The 26,546-nt window shown below is 72.9% G+C and carries 17 protein-coding genes; 4 read left to right on the forward strand and 13 right to left on the reverse strand.

Annotation, left to right across the window (positions count from 1 at the left end; genetic code table 11):
• Positions 1-27: 27 nt before the first annotated feature.
• Complete coding sequence (locus ACZ5FU_RS21730; RefSeq protein WP_451529381.1) at positions 28-477, reverse strand: ATP-binding protein; 450 nt, start codon at positions 475-477, stop codon at positions 28-30.
• Between the two features lie 293 nt (positions 478-770).
• Between ACZ5FU_RS21730 and ACZ5FU_RS21735 the strand changes: the two genes are divergently transcribed.
• The gene (locus ACZ5FU_RS21735; protein ID WP_469046307.1) at positions 771-1,841 is read left to right on the forward strand and encodes a hypothetical protein; all 1,071 of its coding nucleotides are present in this window, start codon (positions 771-773) and stop codon (positions 1,839-1,841) included.
• A gap of 172 nt (positions 1,842-2,013) precedes the next feature.
• Positions 2,014-2,976 carry a hypothetical protein gene (locus tag ACZ5FU_RS21740; RefSeq protein WP_469046308.1) on the forward strand — a complete coding sequence of 321 codons (963 nt, stop codon included), beginning with the start codon at positions 2,014-2,016 and terminating at the stop codon, positions 2,974-2,976.
• A 97-nt stretch (positions 2,977-3,073) separates the two neighbouring features.
• On the opposite strand, the gene ACZ5FU_RS21745 is transcribed toward ACZ5FU_RS21740, so the two are convergent.
• Positions 3,074-3,541 carry a hypothetical protein gene (locus ACZ5FU_RS21745; protein ID WP_469046309.1) on the reverse strand — a complete coding sequence of 156 codons (468 nt, stop codon included), beginning with the start codon at positions 3,539-3,541 and terminating at the stop codon, positions 3,074-3,076.
• A 96-nt stretch (positions 3,542-3,637) separates the two neighbouring features.
• Entirely contained in the window at positions 3,638-3,862 is a 225-nt protein-coding gene (locus ACZ5FU_RS21750) for a DUF397 domain-containing protein (protein ID WP_451531079.1), read from the reverse strand.
• 305 nt (positions 3,863-4,167) lie between these two features.
• Between ACZ5FU_RS21750 and ACZ5FU_RS21755 the strand changes: the two genes are divergently transcribed.
• Positions 4,168-5,055, forward strand: coding sequence for a helix-turn-helix domain-containing protein (locus tag ACZ5FU_RS21755; protein ID WP_469046310.1), 888 nt, complete (start codon positions 4,168-4,170; stop codon positions 5,053-5,055).
• On the forward strand, positions 5,052-5,237 hold the full coding sequence (locus ACZ5FU_RS21760; protein WP_469046311.1) for a DUF397 domain-containing protein: 186 nt from the start codon (positions 5,052-5,054) through the stop codon (positions 5,235-5,237). Before ACZ5FU_RS21755 ends, ACZ5FU_RS21760 begins: the two co-directional genes overlap by 4 nt.
• A 54-nt stretch (positions 5,238-5,291) precedes the next feature.
• Here ACZ5FU_RS21760 and ACZ5FU_RS21765 read toward each other — a convergent pair whose 3' ends face one another.
• The 10 genes from ACZ5FU_RS21765 to ACZ5FU_RS21810 form a co-directional block, all read right to left on the reverse strand.
• Entirely contained in the window at positions 5,292-5,801 is a 510-nt protein-coding gene (locus ACZ5FU_RS21765; RefSeq protein WP_469046313.1) for a hypothetical protein, read from the reverse strand.
• A gap of 68 nt (positions 5,802-5,869) precedes the next feature.
• Positions 5,870-9,994, reverse strand: a complete 4,125-nt coding sequence (locus ACZ5FU_RS21770) for an Eco57I restriction-modification methylase domain-containing protein (RefSeq protein ID WP_469046314.1) — start codon at positions 9,992-9,994, stop codon at positions 5,870-5,872.
• Positions 9,994-12,942, reverse strand: a complete 2,949-nt coding sequence (locus tag ACZ5FU_RS21775) for a helicase-related protein (protein ID WP_469046316.1) — start codon at positions 12,940-12,942, stop codon at positions 9,994-9,996. The genes ACZ5FU_RS21770 and ACZ5FU_RS21775 overlap by 1 nt, the downstream gene beginning before the upstream one ends.
• A gap of 63 nt (positions 12,943-13,005) precedes the next feature.
• Entirely contained in the window at positions 13,006-19,365 is a 6,360-nt protein-coding gene (locus tag ACZ5FU_RS21780) for a protein kinase domain-containing protein (RefSeq protein ID WP_469046317.1), read from the reverse strand.
• 380 nt (positions 19,366-19,745) lie between these two features.
• Complete coding sequence (locus ACZ5FU_RS21785; RefSeq protein WP_469046319.1) at positions 19,746-22,172, reverse strand: hypothetical protein; 2,427 nt, start codon at positions 22,170-22,172, stop codon at positions 19,746-19,748.
• A gap of 383 nt (positions 22,173-22,555) precedes the next feature.
• Positions 22,556-22,855 (reverse strand): hypothetical protein, encoded by a 300-nt coding sequence (locus ACZ5FU_RS21790; RefSeq protein ID WP_451531087.1) that lies wholly within the window; start codon positions 22,853-22,855, stop codon positions 22,556-22,558.
• A gap of 184 nt (positions 22,856-23,039) precedes the next feature.
• Entirely contained in the window at positions 23,040-23,699 is a 660-nt protein-coding gene (locus ACZ5FU_RS21795; protein WP_451531088.1) for an ABC transporter ATP-binding protein, read from the reverse strand.
• Complete coding sequence (locus ACZ5FU_RS21800; RefSeq protein ID WP_451531092.1) at positions 23,692-24,603, reverse strand: ABC transporter ATP-binding protein; 912 nt, start codon at positions 24,601-24,603, stop codon at positions 23,692-23,694. Before ACZ5FU_RS21800 ends, ACZ5FU_RS21795 begins: the two co-directional genes overlap by 8 nt.
• 56 nt (positions 24,604-24,659) lie before the next feature.
• Positions 24,660-25,556, reverse strand: a complete 897-nt coding sequence (locus ACZ5FU_RS21805; RefSeq protein WP_469046320.1) for an ABC transporter permease — start codon at positions 25,554-25,556, stop codon at positions 24,660-24,662.
• Between the two features lie 5 nt (positions 25,557-25,561).
• Positions 25,562-26,530, reverse strand: coding sequence for an ABC transporter permease (locus ACZ5FU_RS21810; RefSeq protein ID WP_451531093.1), 969 nt, complete (start codon positions 26,528-26,530; stop codon positions 25,562-25,564).
• Positions 26,531-26,546 lie beyond the last annotated feature (16 nt).

Genomic DNA, 26,546 nt, shown 5'->3' on the forward strand with positions numbered 1-26,546 from the left:
GGCGCCGTCACGTCTCACCCGGTGCCGTCACGCCTCACCCCGTGTCGTCAGCACCGCCCGGACGGTCTTGCCGCCCGGCGGGTGGGGGACGCAGTCCCAGTGGTCGGTGAGGGCGGTGACGAGCGCCAGGCCGCGGCCGCCGGGGCGGAGGGCGGCGGGGCCTGCGGTGTCCGTGACGATCTGCGGGTAGAGGTCCCCGCGGGCGTCGCCGACCTCGACGCGGAGGCGGCCGGCGGCCGGGTCGAGGACGAGGGTGAGCCGGAAGCAGCGGCCGGGGACGTGGCCGTGGAGGACGGCGTTGGCGGCCAGCTCGGCGACGACGAGTTCGGCACGCTCGGTGAGGTCCTCCGAGGCTTCCCAGGACCGCAGTTCGGTCACCGCGAGCAGCCGGGCGAGCCGGGCGCCGCGCCGCGTGGACGACAGCAGCTGGGTGAAGGTGCGGGCGGGGGCGCCCACGTGGGGTGTCGCGTGGTTCATGGCGTCAGGGTGGCGGCCGGACGCGGGCGGGGGCGAGCGCCGCGCCCTGTACGGGTGGTCGGCGTACGGACGGGGGGAGGCGGGGGTACGCCGGATTCCCGCGACGCCGCGCGAGGAGCGCGGGAAGGCGGTGGGGGTTTCCCGGTGTCCGGAGCACGTCCGCGGTCGGGGCGGCCGGGGCGGTCGAGCGGTCCGGCGGTCGGTGGGAGGCCGTTGCCGGGTACGGCGTCCGCCGCTTCACCGCCCACCGAGGTGGCGGGGGACTGTCGGTGGCCGGTGGCAGGATCGCCGGCATGGTTCTCGTACGTACGACTCCGCCGCGGCCTGTCGAGGTGACCGCGGTCTTTCCCGAACTGGCCCCACTGGCGCGTCCCGCGATCCGCCTGCACCCCCGTCCCGGGGCGCCCACGGTCGGGGACAGCTCGGTCGGGGGACCGTTGCTGTGGCCGGCCGGGGAGCCGTGGCCGCACTGCGAGGGCGAGCACCCGGACAGCGGGTTCCGCGAGTCGCCGACGGAGATACGGCTGTCGAGGCGCAGGCTGGCCCGGCTGCACCGTGATCCCCACGGCCCCGGGTTCACGCCCGAGGAGGAGGCGATCAGGGAAGGGAACGCCGCGAGGCTCGCGAAGCGGTTCGACGCCGGCCTTCCCCCGCCCGCGGAGTGCCCGGTCCCCCTGCTGCCCGTGGCCCAGCTGTACGTGCGCGACGTACCCCTGCTGCGGCCGCCCGGAGAGGCCGATCTGCTCCAGGTCCTGTGGTGTCCCTACGACCACGAGCCGGACTGGAAGCCCGCGACCGCGGTGTTCTGGCGGTCCGCCGCCTCGGTCGTCGACGTCCTCGCCACGCCACCGGAACCGTACGAGGCCAACTACCCGGGCTACGTGCCGGAGCCGTGTCTGCTGGCGCCGGAAGCGATCACCGAATACCCCGACAGCCTCGACCTGAGCCCGGAGCTGAGGCAGATGGTGGGGGACTGGAGCAGATGGCGGGCGGCCGGCGTGGACGTGGACGACTCGTACGCGGAGTATCCGGTGGAGTTCTACGACGGCAATCTGGCGGACGCTCCCGGCTGGAAGGTCGGTGGCTGGCCCCCGTGGGGCCGCACCGACCCGTACCGCCGGTACTGCGTTGTCTGCGACGCCCGGATGGTCCCGCTGCTGACGATCGCCTCCTTCGAGTGGGACGGTGGTGAGCTGCGCGGCTGGGCGCCGTACGAGGACCGGGACGCCGCCTATGCCGCCGGTCACCGCGCCGGCCAGTCCCCCGCGCAGCCGACGAAGGTCGAGGTGGGCAGCGCGGACAACATGCAGCTCTACGTCTGCCCGGCCTCTCCCGAGCACCCGCACACCGACCTGATCCAATGAACCGTCGGGCCTGCCCCACCCTCCCGGCGCGGACCGCCGCCCGGTGTGGCCGATACCGGCCCGTGGGGTCGCTTCGGGGTGTATATCTGTGCCTTCACCCGGGCGGCGGACGGGGAGACGCCCGCCGCCACCGTTCCGCGTGGGACGTGCGAGGGGGAGGGGCGGGGATCTCGTGGAAGAGGTGTACTACCGCGAGTACTGGGAGGAGGAGAGGAGGCAGCGGGCCGCGGCGGCCGCGGCGGTGCTGGCCTCCTACGACGCGGCGCTGGGCCGTCTGTCCCGTGCGCCGGAGGAGGTTCCCCTCACCCGTGCGACGATCGGCACGCCGAGGACCGAATCCGCGTGGCAGGAGTTCGTCACCACCGCCCTCGCGTGCGTCCCCGTCGCGGGCGGCCTCCTCGCGGCCTTCGGCGTGGGCCGCGCCTTCCCGGACGGTCCGCGGCCGGCCGTCGCGGCCGGCGCTCTGACCGCTGCCGCGGTGGCCGTCCTGCTGTTCATGGTGGCGGCCTTGTGGCTGTTGGACAGAATGGACCGGGCCGGGCGGCGGGACGCGCTGCTCCACACGGGCACGGCCATGGTGGTCGCCTGCGTCCGCGCGCTGGACGCACCCGACGCCGAGCGCGCCGGACATCTCCGCAAGCTCGACGATCTGTACCGCCAGACCGAGCGCCTCGTCCTGCGGGCTCCCCGTGTGCGCGGCACCGTCGGCGGCTCCTCGCCGCGGCGAGGAGCCGCCCGGCGGCACGCCGAGCTGGTGGCGGGCGCGCTGCGCCGGGAGCTGTGCCGGGTGGACGCCGAGCCGGAGGAGGCGCTGCGGGACCTCGCCGGGAAGCTGGTCACGGTGTGCGAGCGGTACGCCGAGGGCCGGATCGGCCGGCTGCTGCCCGAGGAGGATCTCGCGGACGTGGAGCCGGTGACGGTGACCCGTCAGGCGCTGCGGGAGTCGGCGCTCATGGCGGTGGTGATCCTCGTGGCGTTCTGCGGGGCCCTGGGGGCGTGGCTGGGCTGCCGGGCGGCCGGGGTGCCGGACGATCTCCTGCCGCTGGCCGCGACCGCGGGCCTGCTGCTCGGCGGGACCCTCGCCGGCGGCTGGCAGCGGGCGGTGCGGCTGGTGGAGCTGCTGCCGGGCCTCTAGCGTTCCCGGGCCGCCGGCCCGGTCCGGACCCCGGGCGCGGGGCGGCGGGACAGGCGGTGCGTCGCGGGCGGTACGGGGAGGTCCCGGCCGTCCTCGGCTACGCGCGCGGGCAGGGCAGTCCGGGGGCCGCACGGTTCGGGGAGCACGTGACCACGGCCAGCGAGAGGTACGCGGGGCGTTCGAGGTAGTGGCCGTACGACACGTCGGCGCCCGAGCTCAGCCGTACGGCTGCGGCGTCCACCAGCCGGGACAGGCGTGCGATGTCCCGGTCGCCCTCCGACGCGAACCGGGGCGCGTACGCGGCCAGTTGTTCACCGAGCCAGGCCGCCGCCTCCTTCGCCTCGTCCCACGTGCCCCGGACCAGCGTGCGGGGCTTGAGGAGCCAGTACGCCGTCTCCAGGGGCGGGAGGTCCGACGTGCGGAACTCCGCGGCCACCTGGCGGTAGCGCTCGATCAGTTCCGGCCTGCTCCCGGCCGGGGGCGGGTCGGGGTGCGGGGGCCGGCGCAGGGCCTCGTCGTCGAAGCGTTCCTTCGGGCCGGTCCAGAGGTAGCCGTGGTGGTGCACGTGCCGTTCCCGTCGCGAGGGGCGCCGGCCGGGCGCGGGACGGACCCGGCCCGGCCGACGGGGGAGGGGGGGAGGGGAGGGGAGGGGAGGGGAGGGTCAGGCGTCGAGGCCGAAGCGCGCCGGGTCGATTCCGGCCGCGTCCAGCTCCCGCGTGGTGAAGCGCAGCGGCAGCGCGTCCGGCCGCTTGCTGTCGCCCAGCGCCCAGGCGTCCTCGCCGATCCGGGCGAGCGTCACGCACCCCTCGGTGCAGGGGCCGCCGCACGCCTTCACGAACGAGGCCCCGCTGATGTCCAGGGCGTACAGGTGGGTTCCGTTCTGCATCGTTGCACCTTCCGGGTCGTCCGGTCACGGCCGTCGCCGGCCGCCGCCGCCCGTGGTGGACGGCAGTTCGCGGGAGCGGCGGCGGACGGCCGCGCACGTTCTCGCGAGCGGCTCCTCCGTGCTCTCCACGACGCCAGAGTGGCGGCCGGACCAGGGCGGGGACGAGCACCTTACCCCGTACGCTGCGTCAGCGTACGGACACGAAGAGTGGACGGTACGACGGGTTTTCCGCCACGCTGAGGGCCCATGGGCGCGGGCGGTGCAAGGAGCCGTCGCGGCGCGGTACGGAGGGAAAGGGGCGGCCGATGGAGCACGTCGGAGTCGAGGGGGAGGCGGCCGGGGCCGCCGACACGCGGGTGGTTCCGGCGGGGGAGTGCGAACGGGAACCCCACCCGTCCGACAGCCTCCGCACGTTCGGCGCCTTCGTCCAGGCCCTGCGCGAACACGCGGGCCTCAGCCGGACCGACCTCGGCGAGCGGGTGCGGTACTCCAAACACACGGTGGAGTCGGTGGAGCTGGGCCGCCGGATGCCGGACGAGACGTTCGTGGAACGCGCGGAGGAGGCCCTCGGCAACACGGGCGCGCTGCGCAAGGCCGCCCGGCATCTCACGCGGGGCGAGGCGGGGCTCGCCGCGTGGTTCCGACGGTGGGCCCGGCTGGAGCGGGAGGCGGTGAGCCTGTGCACGTACGAGTGCCGGTTGGTGCCGGGGCTGTTGCAGTCGGAGGGGTACGCGCGGGCGCTCTTCGAAAACCGGATTCCGTTGCTGACGGATGAGCAGTTGGAGGCCCAGGTCGCAGCGAGGATGGAGCGGCAGCGGATGCTGTACGAGCGTCCGACAGTTCCGTTCCACTTCATCGTTGAGGAGGCGGTCCTGCGACGGAGACTGGGCGGTGCCGAGGTGTGGCGCGGGCAACTGGACCACGTTCTGGAGCACACGTCGTCTCGCAACGTGACGTTGCAAATCATGCCGCTGGAAGCCGAGTACCACTCGTGCATGGATGGGCCCCTGCGTCTACTGGAGACCCCGGAAGGGCGTCGACTCGCATACTCGGAGGGCCAGGAGAGCGGGCGGCTGATTGGCGACGCGAAAGAGGTGAGGGTTCTCCAGCAGCGCTATGACACACTGCGGTCGCAGGCCCTGCACCCCAAAGATTCCCGGGCCTTGCTGGAGCGACTGCGAGGAGAGACATGAGCACGACGGAACTCGCCTGGTTCAAGTCAAGCTATAGCGGTAGCTCGGGCGACGACTGTGTTGAGGTCGCTGTCACCGAGCAGGCCATCCACGTGCGGGACTCCAAGGACGTGGCCCGCCCGGCCTTCGCCGTCGGCCGCGAAGGCTGGGGTCAGTTCGTGCGGTTCGCGTCGGAGTACTGAGTGGCTTGAGGGCGTGCCGTCCGCTGAGCAGTGGATGGCACGCCCTCGCCGTGCTCAGGAACCCTTGGTCTCGGTGTACCCGAGGGCCGCGCGGTTGATGAAACGGTCACCGAGGTCGCGCACGGGAGCGGGCCTCGGCTTCTGTACGACATTCTTCGCCGTGGCCTTCTTCGGGGCAGGCTTTTTGCCGCCCACCTGTTTGGCCGGTGTCGCCTGCGCCTGCTTGGCGTTCTTCGCGGCCGGCGTGTTGCGGGCCGTGTACTTCTTCCGGAGTGCGGAGAGTTGCTCGCGCTCTTGCAGGGCCACGTTGGCGGGGAGGGCGTTGGCGATGGCTCGAGCCCGGCTGAGTGCGTAACGCGCCTCGTTCCAGTGCTTCGTGTTGATCGCCAGGCGGGCCACCCGGACGGTCTGCTGCAAGGACTTGATCTTCGCGGGCTGCCGCTTGGGTATGGGGGACTCGGCGCCGCTGCTCCGCCGCTGCCCTGCGGCACGGGTACCCCAGTCCGTGCCCGAGGTCAGGACGACGACCGAACGGGGGTTGCTGCTCTGGCTTCGACGTACCACGGGCGTTGTTCCTTGGATGGGCGGGCACCCCTGGGGTGGCGGCAGGTGCGGCCACCCCAGGAGGCGGTTCAGTCGTGGCGGGGGCCCTGGCCGGGCGGCGGGGTGAGGGTGGACCGGTAGGTGCCGGACTCGCCCTCGGTGAGCGGGTTCTCCAGGGTCAGACCGGCGGCGGCCATGCGGTCGTACTCGGCGAGGATCAGGCGCTTGGTGCGGTACTCGCCATGTGCCTTCATGTCGTTGTCGCGGACGACGTTGAAGGTGTCCATGATGTATGCCGTGTCGTCGCGGGCGATGCCGTAGAGATGGAAGAAGAGGGCGTCCAGTTCGGCACGAATAATGGCACGGCGGTCGGGGTCCCAGCAGAAGGGGGCGCCGGTGTCGCCGAGGTCGCTGGCGAATGGGTGTATGTCATTTGCGGTGTAAGTGAGTTCGAGGACGCGGGGGATGAGGAACCCTGTGTGGGGCGCGAGCTGATCGGGGGGCGGCACCGGTAGCTGGTACATGTAGCCGTACGTGAGGTGGGTACCGCCGATCTTCTGGCGGACAGCGTAGTCGCAGGCCATAGACGACCAGACGGCGGAAAGCAGCGGAGCATGGCTGGGCAGGGCAGGGAAAGCTAGAGGGTAGGGGTGTCCGAAGCCGTGAGCCGGAGCGGCTGCAGTGATCATCGTGCGCTCGTTGGCAGTAACGGCGATGTCCCGCCAACCGATTACCCAGTTTCGGTCCCAACCTCTTGCAGCTAGCCGACTGCGTACACCCGGAGCCTTCACCTCATGGCCGTTCTCATCGAACTCCCCAGTGGGGATGTCTTGTTCAGGGACCCAGTAGCGGGGCAGCGGTACGGCGGCAGCTTTCTGGTGCTGTTCCAGAGTGAAACGTGGAAGCGTGCCTTTGTTGAGTTGTTGCTCTGTAGCGTTCTCGTACGTGGAGAAGCGATGGTCGTAGTGATGCAGCATCTTGGCCTCGTACAGCGGGAGCAGACGCTCCTCGCCGCGGACGAGAAGGTTGCCGTCGAGAGCCCATCCCGACTTTAGGAGATCGTCAAGAGTCTCGCCCCTATGGACGGCGGGGCGGAACAAATGGGAGTCGCTTGCCATATTAAACAAGCCCTGCGTGAATGAGACGTTCCAAGGGTTCCCGCCTGCCTTTTTTGACTCGTCGATCAGGACCGGCATGCGACGGTAGATTTTCAGGTTTATGTCCGCGTCGCGACGGCTGCTGAAGGCGGGGCATGTGCCTGTGTTGGGGTTCATTCGCAGGATGTCTTCACCAGTGAGAAGATAGCTGCGCTCGGGAATCTGTTCGACCCTTCGCACCTTAAATACCATGCGAGCTGGACCCAGGGTATTCCCCGAGCCACGCAACATGAAGAGGCAGAACCGCATCTTGTTGGTGACTCCGGGGAAGATTTTGTCCTCATTCTCGAAGTCGTATAGGGCGGCGAGTTGTCCCTTTGTGACGATGTCCTTGAAGAAGAACTGCGTCGTCGCGTCCGTGGCGATCCCCGACAGTACGATCACACCGGTCCGCCCGCTCGGTGCCGTTAGTGTGCGATCCGTTTCTGTGAAGACGGCGTATGTGTTGATACGGCCACGGCCGGTGAGCGGAAAGCGGTTGCTGCTGCGGAGGAAGTGGCTCTCCCCCTCGGCGCGGCGCTTAGCAGCTTCAAACTCGGCGTATAGGCGCGCACCGTCGCGGTCGTGACTCAGTTCTGCAATGAGGCGCTTTCGGGCAGCGGAGTTCTTGGCCTCGGCGATACGTGAGTCGCGTTGGGCGAAGAACTCTTGTTCCACCATCTCGACACGTTCCCACGGCGGATTTCCCACCACCGCGTCGAACCCACCGACCCACCCCGTCCCCGGCTGCACGCCCGCCTCCGACTCCGGAACCGCGAACACCTCCGGGAACTCCAGGTGCCAGTGGAAGAAACGGTACTGGTCCCGCAGTTCCAGGATCTCGGCATGCGTGGCGTCCGGCACCGCCGACTGCTCGCGCCTGCGCAGCGCACGGAACACCTGGTCCGTCGGCGCCTCCGGCGCCCCCTCCCGCTTGGGCCAGACGAACGCCGCACACCACGCATCAGCCGCGTGCAGATCCTGGACGTACGCCGTCGCCTCGACGTAGGCCCGGTACGCGGACTCCTGCGCCCGCACCTGCTCCAGGGAGTCGGCCGGGGCGGCGGTGATCCGGGCCAGCTCAGCGGCGTACCGGTCATTGCCCGGCAGGGTGTCCGTGTCGAAGGACAGCTCGTCCTGGCCGCCCCGCTGGGTCTTGTTCCGCTTGACCAGCCCGGCCGCGTACTTCTTGTCGTCGCCCTCGATCGGCTTGAACGCGTCGTCCGGGACGCCGTCCGCCAGCAGCTTCGGCGTCGCGCCGATGAGGCCGTTGCCGTGCTTGACGTGGGCGTCGAGGAAGCCGAGCGGCTTGCCGGGCTCCAGGGCCTCCAGCCAGAGCGAGACCTTTGCCAGTTCCACGGCCATCGGGTTGAGGTCGACGCCGTAGATGCAGCGGGCGACGACCTCGTGCAGGGCGTGCCGCACGGCGTCGACCGTCGGCTCCGGGTTGCGCTCGCGCACCGACGCCACCCGCTTGGCGATGCGCCGGGCCGAGGCGACGAGGAAGTGCCCGGAGCCGCAGGCCGGGTCGCACACCGTCAGGGAGAGCAGTTCCTCCACGATGTCGTCGGCCGGGTCGGGGCGGCCGGCCGCCGTGGCGCGCTGCTCGCCCCGCTTGACGGCGTCGTCTATGACCGGGTCGAGCGTCGTGTCCAGCAGGCACTCGATGAGCGAGGACGGGGTGTAGTAACTGCCCGTCGTCTTGCGGCTGTTGCCCGCTACCTCGATCAGTTCGAAGCTGCGGTCCGTGACGGAGTGCTTGGGCTCCAGCTCCAGCAGGGACTCGTAGACCGAGCCCAGTTCCTCGGCGTCCAGGTGCCGGTAGTCGACGGAGCGCCAGCGCCGGGCGCCCGGGTCGCGGACCTGCGCGAGGTGCCGTACGGCGGCGAGCAGCGACTCGTTGGACAGCTTCAGCCCGTCCAGCGGGGCGTCCGTCTTCGTGGGGGAGAACAACCCACCCAGGCCGGGCAGGCCCAGCTCCGGACGGCCGCCCTCCGTCCCCAGCGCGTCGAGGACGATCCGCAGCGCCTCGTACTGGTCGCCGTGGGCCGTGCCCTGCCGCCGCCGGGCCCGCTCGCGCAGCCGCGCCGAGGAGAAGTACCGCTCGTACGCGCCCCGCTCCCGCTCGCCGGCCGCCGGGTCGAGCAGGGCGTCGCGGTCCTCGGCGACGAAGACGAACAGCAGGCGGTAGACGAGCCGCAGCAGGGCGTCCCGGAGGGCCTTCGGGTCGACGTCCTCCCGCAGCCGGACGTTCTCCGGGTGCCGCAGGAACCCGGTGCCGAGCACGGTCAGGGCGTTCTGCACGCCCAGCCGCAGCTGGTCCAGCGCCCGCGCCCCCGACGTGACGGCCTCCGCGCGCCACTTCTCCAGCCAGCAGCCCGAGGCCGCCGTCCCCTCCGCCACCTCGAACCGCGACGCGTGCAGCACGCAGTACAGCAGCACGAACTCGCTGAACAGCTCGCCGTCGAAGATCGCTTCGAGGTCGAAGTCGACGTAGGCGGCGGTCGCGAAGGACGACGAGTCGCGCAGGAGGCGCAGATGGCGGCCGTTGGTGAGGACCGCCCACAGGTGGGCCTCGGTGCGGTTGAGGCAGTCCTGGAGCATCGACTGGGCCGGGACCTGGCCGGCGGCCGGGCGCTTGTCGAGCTCCTGGTTCCAGGGGATGAGGTGGACCAGGGCCGGGCCGTGGCGGTGGGAGACCGGGAAGCGCTTCTCCGGGTCGGAGTCGGCCGCGATGCCCGCCGTGCCGACCTCCGTCAGCGCGCCGAAGTCCAGCTTGCGGAAGAGCTGGGCGAGCCAGTCGGTGCCGGCCCGGCCGGTCGGGTCGGCGGCGGGCGCGCCCGTGACCGGGTCGGAGGGCAGGGCGGTGCGCAGGTCGCGCCAGAGCGGCTTGAGGTACTCCCAGGCGCGCTCGGCCTCGTCGCGCACGGGCACCGAGGCGGGCAGGCCGTAGTCGGCGGACCGGGTGCCGGGCAGGTTCCGCGCCTCGGCGACGCGCAGCAGCATGTCGGCGGGGAGGAGCCCGCCGACCGTGGTGACGGCGGTGAAGGCCAGGGCGGTGCGGGTGGCGGCGGACATCAGGCTTCGGCTCCGGAGGCGAGGGGAACGGACTGCTGCGGCAGGTAGACGTACACGCCGAGGACGTCGGCGGGCTCCTGCGGGACGACCTTCAGGCCGCGGACGATCTCCTCGTTGGCCTTGCGCACCCGGCGGTGCGAGGCGTCGAGTTCGGCGGCCAGGCGGGTGCCGTACTCGGTGAGGTGGGCGGCCAGGTCCGGCAGGGCGTCCAGGTCGCGGGTGATCTGGTTGCGGGCCGCCTGCTCGTGGGTGTTGGCGGTGGCGCGGGCCGCGAGGAGGGCGGCGGCCCGGTCGTCGTCCAGCCAGCGGGCGCGCTGCGGCAGGCCCTCGTAGGCGAGGAGGCGGGCGTCCTCGGCGACGAGCTGCCGCTCGCCGGTGCGGGACGGCAGGGTGAGGTGGAAGCGGTAGCGGACCAGGAGGAGTGTGGTGCGGACGGTGACCGCGTCCGTCGTCACCACGCCGCAGCGGCGGGCCGGGCGCGGGCCGAGGGCCTTCGCGTCCAGCGCCGAGTCCAGGACGTAGGAGGCGACGGCGCCGATCGCCGGGTCGGTGCGGACCAGGGCGGCCTCGCCCCGGCCGATCGCCGGGGTGGTGCGGAACGGGATCGCGCGGTCCTCCTCGACGAGCCGGTTGCCCAGCGTCGCCGCGAGCGCGTCGCGCAGGCCCGCCGGGGTGCCGCCGACCTGCGCGGTGAAGTCGCCGCTGCCGTCGCGCGGGTCACGCACCAGGGCGTCCAGGTCGCGCAGCGCCTCCAGGGCGAACTCGCGGACCTCCTCCGCGCCGCCGAGCGCGGCCCGTACGGCGGCGACCTCGCGGGCCACCTCCTCCGGGTGGATGGCACGCTGGGCGTACTTGGAGCGGGAGGTCTTCTCCCGCTCGGCGGCCGACGCCCACTCGCGGTCGACGCGGTCGAAGGACTCCTGGTGGCCGTCCATCTCGAACAGGCTCTCCTGGCTGCCCTGCCGTCCGTGCAGCAGCAGCCACTCCACCACGGCGTCGGTGACGCCGGAGGCGGTCTCGTCGGGCACGGAGACGGAGATGCCCAGGTCCTTCTTGATCTGCCGGTGCTTCTTGAACAGCACCTCCAGGACCTTGCCGTCGATGCCGTTGTCCTCGCCGTACATCGTGATGACGCGGACCTGGTCGCGCTTCTGGCCGTAGCGGTCGACGCGGCCCTCGCGCTGGTCGTGGCGGGTCGGGTTCCAGGCCAGGTCGTAGTGGACGACGGCGTCGAAGTGGTGCTGGAGGTTCACGCCCTCGGACAGGCAGTCGGTGGCGATCAGCACGCGGCGGGCGGCCGGGTCGTCCCCCTCCTCGGCGGCCTCGGCGGCGAGCTGCTCGATCCGCTCCAGGCGCTGCTGCGGGGAGAGGGTGCCGGTCACGGCGGCGATCCGCGTCTTCCTGCCGAGCTTGCCGTCGAGCTGCTCGGCGAGGTACTCGGCGGTGGGGATGTAGCGGCAGAAGACGATCGGGTGGCAGCCCTCGGCGATCAGGGCCTTCAGGTGCCGGGTCAGCGCCTTCAGCTTCGCGTCCTCCGCCGGGCCGACCAACTGCCCTGCCCGCTGGGCGAGTTCGAGGAGGCGGGCGCCCGCCTCCTCCGACTCGGCGGCGCCGGGGGCGACGTCCATGCCCTCCAGGCGGTCGTTGTCGGCGGAGTCCGCGGCCACCGGGGCGCCCAGCACGTCCGCCTCGTGCGCGGTGCGGGCGGCGGCCGACTCGGAGCGGGTCTTCAGGGTCTGCGCGGCGGCGGCCGGGGAGGACACCATCGAGCGCAGCAGCGCGATCACCGACCACCAGGCGATCCGGGCCTCCCGCCGGCCCTGCTCGCCTGCCGCCTCCACGCGGTCGCGGGCGTAGGCGATGGCGTCGTCCAGCAGCGCCCGGTAGGCGGGCGTCAGCTTGTACGGCTCGTCCTTCGTCCAGCGGTCGGACGGGAACGCGGTCCGCTCGGCGAGGGAGTCGTCGGCGAGGCCGTCCTCCTGGGTGAGGTAGGTGCGGACATCGGCGCGCTTGCGGGCCACGAAGTGCTCGGCCAGCCTCGCCCGGCCCGCCGGGGTCTCCAGGTCCAGCGTCGCCAGCTCCGGGCGCACCAGGCCCAGCAGGTTGCGGAACGCGGACTCCTTGCCCGAGTGCGGGGTCGCCGTCAGCAGCAGCAGGTGCCGGTCGGCGTCGGCGGAGACCTTGCGCAGCAGCTCGTAACGGAGCTGGTTCGTCGCGGACGACCCGCCGCCCTGCGCGGGGTCGTCGGCGGCCACGCAGCTGTGCGCCTCGTCGACGATCACCAGGTCGGGGCAGTGCCGTACGAAGTCCTCGCGGTGGCGGGTCGACTTGATGAAGTCCGTCGAGATGATCGTGAACGGGTGCCGGTCGAACAGGGACCGGCCCAGCTCCAGGTCGCGCTCCAGGCGCGACACCGTGGAGGCCAGCACCAGTTCGGCGTCGATGCCGAACTTCTCCCGCAGCTCGCCCTGCCACTGCTCGGCCAGCGCCGGGGAGCACAGCACCGCCAGCCGGGTCGCCTCGCCCTGCGCGAGCAGCTCCTTGGCGATCAGGCCCGCCTCGACCGTCTTGCCGATGCCGACGTCGTCCGAGATCAGCAGCCGCACCGTGCGCTGCCGCAGCGCCATCAGCAGCGGCACCAGCTGGTAGGCGCGCGGCTCCACGGCGATCGACGCCAGCGAGCGGAACGGGCCCGCGCCCGACCGGAAGCCGATGCGCAGGGCCGTGCGCAGCAGGCCCGCGGCGCGCTGGTCGCCCAGGTCGTCCGCGCCCGGCGCCGCGAACTCGGCGGGGCGCACCTCCTCGAAGGCGGGGAAGACGGCCGCGACGTCGTCCTCGCTCCCGCCCAGCGGGCGCAGCACCAGCATGTCGGCGGCGCTCTCGGGCAGCACCACCCATTCGCGGCCACGGGCCGCCACCAGCGAGCCGGCGGTGTACGTGAGGCTCATGAGATGTCTCGGTTCCTAGAAGTCACGAAGGGGCGGGGCAGGGCGCGGGGCGGGGCGGAGCGGTCAGCGGAGACGGAAGTAACCGGCATTGTGGTCGACGACGGCGTCCCAGTCCGCGTCCGCGGGGAAGCGCACGACGTCCCAGCCCGCCTCCTCCAGGCGGTAGCCGGCCTCGACGTCACGGGTGGAGTCGGCCGGGCGGCCGGGGAGGTCGACGAACACGGCGAGACGGGCGCCGTCCAGGCGGAAGACGAGGTCGGGGCGCGCCCCCGCCGCGGCGACGAGGACGTCGGTCTCGTCCGGCAGCCGGTGGCCCTTCGCCCGCAGCCAGCCGAGCAGGTCGCCCCGCGCGACGAGCGCCGCCAGGTCCGCCTCCACCGGGGTCGGCGCGGCCGCCGCGCCGCCGCCGGGCGCGGTACCGGGTGTGGCCCCGGCCCCGGGGGTGAGCCTGCGGAACCGCTCGCTGCGGGACTCGCCGCGGTCCTCCCGCTCGGTGCGGGCGCCGGCCAGGCTCAGCAGCAGCGGGCGGGCGGCGTGCCGGCTCAACTGGCGGTGGTGCCCCTGGTTGCCGTACGTCAGCAGGCAGGCGTAGCAGCCGCGGGCGCACCTCTCGCCGTCCGCCGGACCGCCCAGGTCCTCGCCGGTGTCCGGGTCGAAGTGGCAGATCTCCAGAGCCGTGCGGGCGGCCCTCGCCAGGGCGTCCTTCTCGTGCTGGACGCGGCGCAGCACACCGGCGCCGCCCTCCGCGGCCTCCGTGAGCAGCAGGCGGCGGCGCGGACCGTCGTCCGGCGGCAGCAGCTCCGCCGTCAGCTCGGAGTCCTCCAGCTCGAACGCCGCCTCCACGCCCCGCTCCAGCGCGTACAGGAACGACAGCGCCACCGGCTCCGGCTGCGCCTCGTCCAGGGTGACCACCAGGATGTTGCGGCGGTCCTCCACGTACGGCAGGACCCGCTTCTTGCGGCGCTTCTCGTTGCCGTCCTCGTCGACCACCGGCATGCCGGTGCCCTCGATGGCGTCCGCGGCGGCCCGGTCGTTCAGCCAGCGGCCGTCGCCCAGGTCCAGCCAGTAGCCGTCCGGCTCGCCCTCCTTGTCGCGCACCCGGCCCAGGTTGGTGATGCGCACGGTCGCCGAGTCGCCGTAGTCCAGGTCCAGGACCGGCGCGCCCTGGGCGTCGGTGACGTGCGAGGTGAGACGGCCCCTGCGGGCGCCGTGGTCCTGGAACGCGTACGACGTCTCCAGGCGGAAACCGGCCCGGCGGCGCTCCTCCTCGTCGGAGGAGATCCGCTCCCGCGGCGTGGTGTACACCGTGTGCAGGTGGAGCAGACCGGTGCGCTTGCCCCGCAGCGACTCGCCGCACATCACGCAGACGTCGGAGCCGGCCCGGACGTCGTAGTGGTAGCCGCAGCCGTCGCACCGCCTCGCCTCCGCCGTCGCCAGGTCGCCCGAGGCGTCCGGCGGCAGCTGGACCCGCGTGACCTGGTAGCGGGCGCCCTCGTGGTAGATGAGCGCGCCGGGACCGAACTCGCGGATCGCGAGGAACCGGGGCCGCTGGAGGTAGTCCCCGTCGGCGTTGCGGCGGTTGCCCGAGCGCGGGATGTACGCGGCCAGCGGCAGCCGCGGGAAGCTGTAGCCGGGCAGGAAGCCCTCGGACGCCAGGTAGCGGTACGGGTTGAAGTCGCTCATCACCGACTTGCTGTCGGCGGAGCGGTTCAGCAGCAGGTTCGTCTGCGTCTCCGCCTCCCGGCGGCGGGTGCGCGCCCGGCTCTGCTCGCCGGGGGACAGGGTGTGGTCGACGACCCGCTTGTTCTGCTCGTACTGGTCGATGACGGCCGCCCGGAACAGCTGGCGCCACCGCTCGAAGGCGGCGTCGAACTCCCGCGGGGCCCGCTCGATCCGGTCCTCGATCCACTCGTCGTACCACCAGGTGGTCGACGCGAAGTCCGCGACCAGCGGCGCGAGGACCGTGCGGGCGGCGGCGGCCGCGCGCCGGCGGGCGTCCTCGTCCAGGGACAGGTCGCGCACGTCGGGCAGGAGCGGCAGCGGCATGTGCGGGTCGGGCCGGTCGCCGCCGTCGGGGTCGTAGGCGACGTCGACGACGTCCGGGATCGCGGTGCCGAGCCGCATGCCGGTCTCCGCCAGCCAGATGCCCTGCAGGTGCGAGCGGACCAGGTCCTCGTTGGCGAGGTCCAGGCGCGGCGGGGCCACCTGCCCCGCCACCATGTCCTGGGAACGGCGGAAGTAGTACTGATCGTGGCTGTTGCCGGTCGCGCAGTACGTCGTCACCAGCGCGGGCTGCCCCGAGCGGCCCGCCCGGCCCGAGCGTTGCGCGTAGTTCGCCGGCGTCGGCGGCACGTTGCGCATCATCACCGCGTTGAGCGAGGAGATGTCCACGCCCAGCTCCATCGTCGGCGAGCAGTACAGCAGGGGCAGCTCGGCGGCGCGGAACTGCCGCTCGCGCTCCAGCCGGTCCTCCGGCGTGACCTGCGCGGTGTGCTCCCGCGCGAACAGGCCCGCCAGCTCGGCGGCCGCGGTGCGGTACAGGTCGCGGAAGAACGGGTTGACGCGCGGGCCCTCGCCGCTGCTGTAGGTGCGCGCCAGCGGGTCGACCGCGCCCCGCTCGCCGTCGCCGGCCCGCCAGACCAGCGAGGCGGCCGACACCCGGTAGCCGGTGCGCTGCTGCGCCGCGCGGCGCCGGAAGGCCGGACCGGAGTGCTCGGGGGCCGCCTCCACCTCGCGCACCAGGTCCGCGGCCTTCGCCACCTTCAGCAGGTCCTCGATGACGGTCTGGACGTCGTCCAGGGGCAGGTCGCGCAGTTCGGGCATGTTCCGCCGCAGGTACTTGCCGAACTTGCCGCGCGCCGACAGGAACAGCGCGGAACGCTCCATCCCCGGCCGCGACCCGTACGGGTAGGCGGTGCCGACGGCCGGCTGGTCGGAGTCGCCCAGCACCCACGGCCCCGTCAGCCGCTCCTCGCTCGCCCGCTGGAGGGTGTCGAAGTCGTCGCGGAAGTACTGCACGTCGACGGCCAGGGCGCGCCGCATGAAGTCGAGCAGCGTCCGGGTGACCTCCTCGCGCAGCGCCGGGTCCGCGTCGCGCAGCACGGCGTGCGCCGACTGCCAGCGGTCCTGGCGGGCGGCGATCCAGCCCAGGTCCTCGTAGTCGATCCGCAGCAGCCCCGTCTGCTCCAGGTTCGGCATCGTGATGCGCCAGCCGCGCTCCAGGTCGCGGTAGAGGCGGTACCCGACCACGTCCCGGAACGTCTTCGCCGCCCGCCGCTCCATCGACGGCGGCAGGTCCGCGCCGGCCGCGTACTCGCGGGGCGCCAGGCCCATCACCTCGGTGACGGCCTCGGCGAGGTCGTCGTGGCGCAGCCCTTCCTCGCCCGCCCGCAGCGCCGCCTGGTACAGGGCGCCGCGCAACTGGGTCACCTGGGCGAAGTCGTTGAAGTGCCCGGCCTGGAGGGAGGCGTCCTGCCGGTTGTCGACGAAGGTCAGGAGCTTGCGCGCCTCCTTGCCCAGGCTCTCCTCCGGCACCGCCCGCAGGGACTTCACGATCGACGCGGAGATCAGCGAGGTCGCCGAGGAGCGCCCCTCCTGGTCGAGCGTGGCCAGCTTGGCGAAGTCCCGGCCGCGGGTCTGCTCGTAGGAGACCTGGCAGTGCACGCAGAACAGGAACGGCGCGGGCACGAACGCCGCCACCAGGCCCTCGCCCGACTCGGCGCCGTGGGCGTCCACGACGACGCGCCTGGGCAGGCGGGGCCGGTAGGACTTCCTGACGGCCATCACGCCCTGCGCGTCCGGCTCCAGCCACGACTCCGGCAGCCGCCGGTCGTCCACCGCCTTCCGCGGATCGGCCGGCCACTCGTAGTCCTGCCCGGGCATGCCCAGGTACAGGTAGCCCTCGCCCTCGCGGCCCCCGGAGGCGGAGGTGTCCCGGCGCGGCTCGTAGCGGAACGCGCCGCCCTCCTCCGTCCGCCACACGGTCAGGTACTCCTGGCCGCACTCGCGGCAGAACGCCAGCGGGAACAGCGGCTTGCCGCCGCTGTCCGGCTGCTCCAGCTGGTAGGTGCGCGTCAGCGGCCGGGTGAGCGGATCCTCCAGCGTCGTGTAGACGGTGTCGCCCTTGGAGAGGAACTGGTGCAGCCTGAACGCGAACAACGGCCGTTCCGTCAGCGGGTGCTTGGCCTGCGCGCCCGCCTCCAGGGTCGCCCGGATCGCCTCGCGCACGCTCTCCTCCGCCACCCCGGAGGCGGCGGCCAGCTCGGCCGCCGCCGCCTCGACGGTGTCCGGGGGACAGCGGCGCAGCCGCCCGGTGCCCTCCTCGCGCTCCAGGCCGAACCGCGACTCCACCCAGCGCGCCAGCGGGTCCTTCGTCAGCGCGTCGTACGAGCGGGGCGCCGCCGGCACCCGCAGCCGCTCGGCGGACACGGTCTCCGGCGCCTCGTCGGTCGCCCGGACCAGGGTCTCGCCGATGACCCGCTTCGGCAGCACCGTCGTACCGAACAGCCGCCCGGCGACCCGGGCCACCTCGCGCCGCTGGTCCTCCCAGGAGCCCTCGGTGGACATGGTCGCCGAGGTGCCGATGCACTGCAGGGTCGCCGAGGCCCGGCAGGCCTCGCGGACCCGGCGGATCAGGAACGCCACGTCCGCGCCCTGCCGGCCCCGGTAGGTGTGCAGCTCGTCGAAGACGAGGAACTGCAGCCCCTCGGCCATGCGGATCAGGCTGGACCGGTCGTCCGGCCGGGTCAGCATCAGCTCCAGCATCACGTAGTTGGTCAGCAGGACGTCCGGGGGGTTCCTGCGCAGCTCGCGGCGCTCCTCGGTGGACTCCTGACCGGTGTAGCGGGCGAAGGTGACCGGTTCGCGGCCCTTGCCGAAGCCGTGGCGCAGGTACTTCTCCAGCTCGCCGAGCTGCGAGTTGGCCAGCGCGTTCATCGGGTAGACGACGATCGCCCGCACCCGGCCCCCGGCGCCCGGCCCCGCCGCCTGGCGCTCCTTCAGCACCCGGTCGACGATCGGCACGATGTACGCCAGCGACTTGCCGGAACCGGTGCCGGTGGTCAGGACGTAGGAGTCGCCCGCCTGCGCGGCCTCGATCGCCTGCCGCTGGTGCAGGTGGAAGGTCAGCGGCCGGCCGTCCGGGCGCGGCGAGGTCTCCTTCTTGCCGGCCTGGAAGATCTCCGCGCACCTCGGGTGCAGCACGCCGTCCCGCACGAGGTCGGTGACCTGCCCGCCGTCGGCGAAGAACGGGTTCAGCGACAGCCACGGATCCGGCCACTGCGACTTCGCCGCCAGGTCGTCCGCGACGAACCCCTCGATCCGGGCGTCCCGGATCACCGTCGCGCTCCGGGTGAAGTCCTCGTACTCGCCGATCAGGTCGGCGTGGATGCCGAAGACGTCCATCGACTCGGGCAGGCGCGGCTCCCGGCGCGGCACGGGCACCGGCGCGGCCGGGGCGCGCTCGGGGAGCAGGGCGCGCAGCCGCGCCACCGGGTCCGTCACCCGCCAGTGCGGGGACAGCAGGGCGGCCGTGTCGTCCGGGGCGAGGGCGAGCGGGATCAGGACCTCACGGACCATCGCGGCGTTCTCGGGCCGCAGCTCGGCGTCCTTCTCCAGGAGCCGGTCCACCAGCCGCACCAGCCCGGCCGGCAGGTCCGGACGCACCAGGGTCAGCTGCGGCGGCCGCTCGTGCTGGTGCTGCTCGGAGAGCTCGAAGGGGGTGCGGGCGGAGAACGGCGGCCGGCCCATCAGCAGCTCGTACAGGATGCAGCCGAGCGCGTAGAGGTCGGCGGAGGCGGAGACCCGTTCGGCGCGGAACTGCTCGGGCGCCATGTAGCGGGCCGTGCCGACACTGACGCCGATGCTGGTCAGCCGCGTCTGGTCGGGGTCGTCGACGATCGAACCCATGCCGAAGTCGAGGATCTTGACGGTGCCGTCGCCGGTCAGCATCACGTTGGCCGGCTTCAGGTCGCGGTGGACGACCCCGGCGGTGTGCGCGGCGGTGAGTCCGGCGGCGATCTGCGCCCCGATCGCGGCGGCCCAGGAGACCGGGAGCTGGGGCTCCTCGTCGATGAGGTCCGCGAGCGGATGGCCGTCCAGCAGCTCCATGGCCAGGTAGGGCAGACCGCCGCCGCCCGGCTCACCGTCCACGCCGCCGTCGATCAGCAGGGTGAGGTTCGGGTGGCCCTGGGAGAGCATCCGCATGATCCGCACCTCGCGGCGGAAGCGGTCGGTCTCCTTGCCGGCCCCCGAGGTGTCGATGGCGGCTCCGGTCCGGCCGCGCAACAGGGTCTTGACCGCGACCTCCCGGTGCGGGGAGTCCGGAGCGGCCTGGACGTCCTCGGCCCGGTGGACCTCCCCCATGTTCCCGCGCCCCACGATCCCCGTGATCCGGAACCGCCCGCCGACCGTCTCCAGGCCCACTCGCCCTCCCCGTTGACCCGTCGTACGCACGGTGGGTACGACCCCGGGGAGTGTACACCTTCACCACTTGACGAGGATGGTGAATTTGCGTTGACGATGTCAACGTGGTAGTCGGGCTGATGAGGTCGGCAGGCATGCGAGCAAGGGGCGACGGTTTGCGGCCATTGCGCAGGCGGATTCCGCACGGCCTTCCGGAATCCGCCACCCGGCGCGCGAGACCTTCCACCGAAGTCCCCCGTCCCGCACCCGTCCCGCCCCCGTCCCGCTCGGCGATCGCCGGGCACCGGGCTCGTCGTCCCGCACCGTCGTGGGCGCGGCCGGCGCGAACTCCCGGGCGTCCGGGAGGAGTTCAGGTGAAACAGTCCGGCGCGGGCGGCCGTCTACCGGCCGCCGTCCGCGAGCTGCTGCTCCAGTTTGCGGACCCGCTTCACCACAGCGGGCTTGACCCGGCGGCTCTCCAGGGTCCGGGCGAGACCTCTCACCAACCGCGTGGCGGGCTCGCTCTTGCCCTGCCGGTCCAGCGACCGGGCGATGTGCTCGATGTCGCGGGTCAGACGGATGTGGCCGAACGTCTCGGCGGCGGCGTCCAGATCCCCGTACGCCTGCTCGGTGCGCCGCCACCCCGACTTGAGGTCGGCCGTCGTGAGCTCCAGGCGCGGACTGCCGCCGTCGCCACCGTTCCGCACGACCTTGCCGGGGACGGTCTCCGCCAGCGCCAGGCAGGCGGCGGCGTGCCTGGCGACGGCCTCGTCGGGAATACGGTCCACGACGTCGCGCAGCACGTCGTTGGCTCCCCGCAGCACCCGGCTTCCGCCCAGCGCCAGCACGCGTCCCACGGCGTCCGTGCAGACGTCGTCCGCCAGCCGCTCCTGCTCACGGCCGGCCGGGCGCTCCACCCGGAGCCTGAGCGGCGCGGCCATGACCTGCCCCGTCGAGGCGCCGGCGGCGGCCGTGCGCAGCGCGGCGTACACGCGGTACGTGCCGGGTTCGGCCATCTGCCAGCCGCCGAGTCCGGAGCTGAGCACGATCTGCCCGTACAGTGCCTCACCGGGCTGCAGCACGACGGGTTCGGGGCGCATGCAGTACTTCATGTACGGCCGGTGCATCCGGGCTTCGGTCTCCCCCTCGCGCTGGATGACGACGCCGAGGTCGTCGCCCATCAGCTTGTTGCCGTCGACCATCACCGGGTCGGTGGAGGTGTTGGCCAGCTTCAGCTCCCCGATCACCGGCTCCAGCATGCCGTAGCGGTACGCGCCCTGGTGGTCGGGATCGCGGCCGGTGCGGAGCGAGAGCGTCAGGGGGCCGGGGACGGAGTACTGGCGGACCTGCTCGAAGGCGTGGTGGTCGAACCAGGGGATGCTGCCCATCTGCACGAACCGCTCGGGTGCGTGCCGCAGGAAGCGCAGCTCGTTCTCCGAGAAGAAGTACGAGAAGTCGCGGAAGAACGCCTGCTCCCCACCGTGGACCAGGAACGGGTAGTTCATGAAGCTCCGGGACTCGGGCTCGTCGACGAGGGGCATCCAGGGAGTCCCCTCCGCCTTGTCCCAGGCGTGCGCGAGGTTGAAGCAGTGCCCGATCTCGTGCACGGCCGTCCAGAAGCGCATCCGGCGGGCGAACGCTTCCGGCGCGGGGTCGTTCGGCGGGAGCTCGGAGATGAACGAGTCCGAGAAGATCGCGCAGCCCTGCCGCTGGGCGGTCCCGATGTCGTCGAACATGATCCCGCCGAGCTTTCGGCCCATGTCGTGCAGACCCGCGAACAGGGTCCACACCTGCCACTGGGCGACGCCCTGCCCACCGGGCCCCGGCCTCCACTCGGACCAGTGCTGCTGCATCGCGTCGTGCATCTCGATGTCGGACCACTTGTCGTCGACCGAGGCCGAGCGCGGGATCACGTTGCTGCCGCGGGTGCGGGTGACCTGGATGCCCTGGCGGGCGTAGGCGTCCTCCACCGTGAGGGTGATGTCGGGAAGGCCGGCGGGCCGGACCGGGTGGTCGTGCAGCGCGTACGCGTCCGTCTGCTCGGCCCCCTCGACGCGGTCGAACTCGATCCCCACCTCGCGGAACGCCGACCGCGCGAAGGTGTAACCGAGGACCAGGTCGGCCGCGCCCGGGCGGCTGAAGGTCACCTGCGCGGCGAGCGGTTGCAGTGGCGGGCGGCCGGAGAGCCGCACGCGGACCGAGGTGGCGGGGCGCAGGGAGGCGTTGCCGTCGCGGTAGCCGATCGGGCCGGCGTACGAGCCGTCCGGCTGCTCGGTCACCTTGGCGATCCAGGTGAGACCGCCGGTGACGAGCCGCCAGACGCGGCCCGAGACGGTCATCGTGGGGGCCGGCCCGTCCACGTCCACGCGGAGTTCCTCGAACAGGCCGAGGGCGGCGCCGGGCGGGATCGTCTCCGCCGGCGGCCGACCCGTCCGGGACCGCTCCACCGCGATCGCGCTCTCCTCGGGAAGAGCGCCCCCCGGCACCGCCGCACCGGTCGGCCGCATCTCCGGCGCGACGACCGCGACCACGCCGGACACCGGCGGTACGTTCTGCACGACCTGCGCGCCGTCGGGGACGGGGACGGGGACGACGGGCAGGTCGGTGCGGACGTACACGCCGCTGCGCTGGACCAGGAGGGCCGCGTCCCGCACTCCCGACTGAGCGCCGGCCGTCATGTCCCCGCGGTCCCGCACACCGTCGGCGTACGGTCCCGATCCGTACCCGGCCCGGGACCGGCCGTCACCGGCGAGGCGGGAGATCTCCTCGACGACGGCACGGACGAGTTCGTCGATACCGGTCGGCGGGCGGTGCTTCTGTGTGGTCATGCCGGCCTCTCCTCAGCCCGGGCTCCGTCGCCCGTGCGTGGTGGTGCAGCGGAAGGGGTGGGTGTCCGGCCGCTTCGGGGCGCGCGGCACGCGGCGCGCGGTCCGCGGTCTGCGGGCGTTCGGCCCGGCGGCACGGCCTGCCGCGTCAGGGCGGGGCGCCGCAACCGTCGGTATGTCCGAGCGGGACGCGGACGGCTGCCGAACCGGTCCGGAGCGCGCACCCCGTCCGGTGGTGCCGCCGAGCGCACACCCCTGCCGTGGGAAGGCCGGACCGCCGTGGGAAGGCCGGACCCTTCAAGTGGAAGTCCGACCACGCCGGGTCGCAATTCGACCGCACCCGATCGAGCCCGTCCGCGGAGCGCCTCGCCCGGCGGACGTGCCGGTCACACGTAACCGGGGAGGTCTCCTCGCGCGCGGAGGGTGAGGCCGTCGTCGGCGCCGAGGCCGACCAGCACCGCCTTGGTGACGGTGGTGTCGATCTCCACGCTCTCACGTGGCCCTCCCCGGACCGAGACCTCCACCGTGACCCCGCCGTCCCGTACCGGAACCTCGAGGAGGCGGGCCAGGCCGATCTGCCGTCTGGTGCGCACCGAGGGGTCGTCCAGGACGACGGTTCCGTCCACGGCGACCACGACGTGCTCGCCCTGGAAGTCCTCCTGCAGTGCGATGTGGAGCACGCTCATGGCATCCGCCTCACGTCGTCCCCCCGACAGGCTTCCGGCACCCCGACGATACGGCGGCCGGCCCCGTACGGCGCCACGACGCCGACCGGCCCGGCGACGGGAAGCCCCGCGACCACGCGAAAGCATCCTCCGGCGTGTCCGTGGTGTGGTGAGCCGATGTCGCGTCGGCCCCGGCGATGAACGGTCAACCGCGGAGCGTGTCCCAGTGGACGGTGCGGTCGCACCAGCGGTCCAGGAGGGTGCGGTCGTGGCCGACGGCGAGCAGGCCCGCGCCGGTGGTGCGGCGGTAGTCCTCGACGGCCGTCACGAGTGCGGCGGTGGTGGAGGCGTCGAGCATGGCGGTCATCTCGTCGCAGACGAGCCAACGGGGGCGCAGGACGAGGGCGCGGGCGAGGCAGGCGCGTTGGAGCTGGCCGTCGCTGACTTCGTGGGGGCGTCTGGCGAGCAGGTCCGGGGTCAGGCCGACGGTCGCCGCGAGCTCGGTGACCCGCTCGGGCCGTCGCGCGTCGTGGTGGCCGGTGGCGCGCAGGGGTTCGGCGATCAGGTCGGTGAGCTTCAGCCGGGGATCCGCGGAGAGCCTGGGCTGCTGGAAGACGACGCCGAAGGCGGTGCGTTGTTCGCGTGGGGCGCGGTGGCGCCAGTGGCGTACCGGTGTGCCGTCGAGGTGGACGGTTCCGGAATCGGGGCGGTGCAGGAGGGCGGCGACGCGGGCCAGGGTGGATTTGCCGCAGCCGCTGGGACCGAGCAGGCCGACGGCTTCGCCCGGCTCGACGGTGAGGGAGGCGCCTCGGACGACGGGGGCGTTCCTGTCGTATCCGGCGGTGATGGCGTGCAGTTCAAGCACGGGCGTCCTCCGTGACGTGCGGGTGGTGACAGGCGACGGCGTCGGTCAGCGCAGGGACGGTGGTGCAGGTGTCGGTGGCGCGGTCGCAGCGTGGGGCGAAGGCGCAGCCGTCGGGGAGGTCGCCGAGTTCCGGGGGCATGCCGGGGACGGGTGTGAAGGCGCGGTCGGGCAGGGCGTCGAGCAGGCCCCGGCTGTAGGGGTGGCGAGGGCCGGGAACGCCGAAGAAGGCGGCCGCGTCGGTGATCTCGACGATGCGGCCGGCGTACATGACGGCGACGCGGTCGGCGATGTGCGCGGCGGCGGCGAGGTCGTGGGTGATCATCAGCAGGGCCCGGTCGGCGTCGTCGATGTGACGTCGCAGCTCGTCGACCGTGTACCTCACCAGGTCGCGGTCGAGTCCGGTGGTCGGTTCGTCGGCCAGCAGGAGAGGCGCGTCGCCGACGAGGGCGAGGGCGGTGGCGGCCCGCTGGGCGAGACCGCCGGAGAGTTCGTGGGGGTGGCGGTCGAGGTGGTCGGCGGGGAACGCCGTACGCTCCGCCGCGGCCTCGGCGGCTTCGCGTACGGCCGCGCGGCCTCGTACGCCCGTCAGCGCGGCGACCGTCTCCTCCAGTTGTGAGCGGATGGTGCGCACGGGGGTGAGGTGCGCGGCCGGGCTCTGGGGGACGAGGCCGATGCGGCGGCCCCGGACGGTACGGGCGAGGGTGCGCTCGTCGGCGGTGAGGAGTTCGAGGTCGCCGAGGCGGGCCCGGCCGGCGGTCTGGGCGTTGGCGGGGAGCAGGCCGAGGAGGGCGGAGACCAGGACGGACTTGCCGCAGCCGCTTTCTCCGATCAGGGCCAGGCACTCGCCCGGCGCGACGTCGAAGCGGGCGTCGGTGACGGCGGCGATGCGCCGGCCGCCGGGCATCAGGAAACGCACCGACAGGCCGCGGACCGACAGGACTGGAGGCCGTTCGGTGGAAGTCACAGCATCAGCTCCGATCGGCGGCGGGGGTTGATCCGTTCCCGCCAGGCTCCGGCGAGGCCGGCGACGGCGAGGGTGGGGACGATGATGAACAGGCCGGGGAAGAGGGTCGGCCACCACTGCCCGGCCAGCAGTGAGCCGCGCGCGCTCTGGACGAGGTTGCCGAGGCTGGCCATGTGGGTGGGCAGGCCGAGTCCCAGGAAGGACAGGGCGGACTCGTGCCACATGGCGTGCGGCACCATCAGGACGGCGGCGAGCGCGGCCTGGGGCAGCACACCGGGCAGCAGGTGCCGTACCGCGACCCGCCACCGGGAGGCACCGCCGGAGACGGCGGCGTCGATGTACGGCCGGGAGCGCAGGGAGAGCACTTCGGCGCGCACGATGCGGGCGGTCGACAACCAGTGGGTGAGCGCGACGGAGACCACGACCGGCCAGACGCCGGGCCGGAACATCGCGACGATGAAGATGCCGAGCAGCAGGTGGGGAACGGAGGAGAAGGTGTCGACGAGCCGCATGAGGGCCCGGTCGGCCCACCCTCCCAGCGCCCCTGCGGTGGCCCCGACGGCCGTGCCGATCACGGTCGCGGTGAGGGCCGCGGCCACCCCGACGAGCAGGGAGACCCTGAGGCCGTAGACGCAGCGCAGCAGCAGGTCCCGGCCCACGTCGTCGGTGCCGAAGGGGTGCGCCCAGGAGGGCGGCAGCAGCTTGGCGGACAGGTCGACGGCCTGCTGGTCGAGGTGGACCAGCGGCGGTACGAGCAGCACGGCGAGCGCGGTCGTCGTCACCAGGACGACCGAGGTGCGCACGCGCAGGGTGCGGGTCGAGCGGCGGTTCGTGCCGGGGGAGCGCCACACGGTCCCGGGAGGCTTTTCGGTCTCGATCGTGGCCTCAGCCATGGGAGTCACATTTCACTGAGTTCCACCCTCGGGTCGAACAGTCCGTAGAGGAGGTCGGCGAGCAGGTTGCCGACGAGGACGGCGGCGGTGGCCAGGGTGGTGAGGGCGGCGAGCAGGGGGAAGTCGACGGCGGTGGCCGCCTCGACGGTGGCCGCCGCGATGCCGGGCCAGCTGAAGACACTCTCCACCAGCAGGGCGCCGGTGATGAGTTCGGGGACACGGGAGCCGATCAGGGTGAGGACCGGGAGGAGTCCGGAGCGCAGGGCGTGCCCCAGCAGGACGGTGCTCTCGCTCAGTCCCCGTGCGCGGGCTCCGCGCACCGGGTCCTCCGCCAGGGCGTCGCCGACCCCCTGGCGCACGTAGAGGGTGAACCAGGGGATCTGGGAGACGGCGAGCACGCCGGCGGGCAGGACGAGGTGGCTCGCGACCTGCCCCGCGGTGACCCGCTCGCTCGCGGTGTCGGTGAGACCGCCCGCCGGGAGGACGTCCCACTGGAGCGCGAACAGCCAGACGGCCAGCAGGGCGATCCAGAAGACCGGCGCCGCCTCCAGGGTGTAGGCGAGCGAGCTGACGATCCGGTCGAGCCACGATCCGGGGCGGCGGGCGGCCAGCACCCCCAGCACGGTGCCTGCCAGCACGGCCGCGACGAACGCGACCGCGCACAACAGCGAGGACCACACCAGGCGTTCACCGATGACCTGCGTCACCGGCTGCCGTAGCACGCTGGACTGGCCCAGGTCGCCGCTGAGAGCGGAGGTCAGCCACTCCCACCAGCGGGCGGTGAAGGGCCGGTCCGCGCCCAGGTTGTCCCGCAGCCGGTCCAGGGTCTCCTGGTCGGCGCCGAGGGCGGCCGTGCCCGCGTAGGCCTTGACGGGGTCGAAGGGGGAGGCGGCGGCGATGGCGAACACGCCGAAGGTGACGACGAGGAGGAGGGGGACGGCGAACAGCGCCCGCCGCCCCGCCAGGCGCGCCATCGCCCCCCAGGGCAGG

Source organism: Streptomyces sp. NPDC031554 (genome assembly GCF_055580685.1).

What these genes read in the sequence shown, in the direction of transcription:
- ACZ5FU_RS21730 (WP_451529381.1), bottom strand. Translation starts at nt 477, where the DNA reads ATGAACCACGCGACACCCCACGTGGGCGCCCCCGCCCGCACCTTCACC.
- ACZ5FU_RS21735 (WP_469046307.1), top strand. Translation starts at nt 771, where the DNA reads ATGGTTCTCGTACGTACGACTCCGCCGCGGCCTGTCGAGGTGACCGCG.
- ACZ5FU_RS21750 (WP_451531079.1), bottom strand. Translation starts at nt 3,862, where the DNA reads ATGCAGAACGGAACCCACCTGTACGCCCTGGACATCAGCGGGGCCTCG.
- ACZ5FU_RS21755 (WP_469046310.1), top strand. Translation starts at nt 4,168, where the DNA reads ATGGAGCACGTCGGAGTCGAGGGGGAGGCGGCCGGGGCCGCCGACACG.
- ACZ5FU_RS21760 (WP_469046311.1), top strand. Translation starts at nt 5,052, where the DNA reads ATGAGCACGACGGAACTCGCCTGGTTCAAGTCAAGCTATAGCGGTAGC.
- ACZ5FU_RS21770 (WP_469046314.1), bottom strand. Translation starts at nt 9,994, where the DNA reads ATGTCCGCCGCCACCCGCACCGCCCTGGCCTTCACCGCCGTCACCACG.
- ACZ5FU_RS21775 (WP_469046316.1), bottom strand. Translation starts at nt 12,942, where the DNA reads ATGAGCCTCACGTACACCGCCGGCTCGCTGGTGGCGGCCCGTGGCCGC.
- ACZ5FU_RS21785 (WP_469046319.1), bottom strand. Translation starts at nt 22,172, where the DNA reads ATGACCACACAGAAGCACCGCCCGCCGACCGGTATCGACGAACTCGTC.
- ACZ5FU_RS21790 (WP_451531087.1), bottom strand. Translation starts at nt 22,855, where the DNA reads ATGAGCGTGCTCCACATCGCACTGCAGGAGGACTTCCAGGGCGAGCAC.
- ACZ5FU_RS21800 (WP_451531092.1), bottom strand. Translation starts at nt 24,603, where the DNA reads ATGCCCGGCGGCCGGCGCATCGCCGCCGTCACCGACGCCCGCTTCGAC.
- ACZ5FU_RS21805 (WP_469046320.1), bottom strand. Translation starts at nt 25,556, where the DNA reads ATGGCTGAGGCCACGATCGAGACCGAAAAGCCTCCCGGGACCGTGTGG.
- ACZ5FU_RS21810 (WP_451531093.1), bottom strand. Translation starts at nt 26,530, where the DNA reads ATGGCGCGCCTGGCGGGGCGGCGGGCGCTGTTCGCCGTCCCCCTCCTC.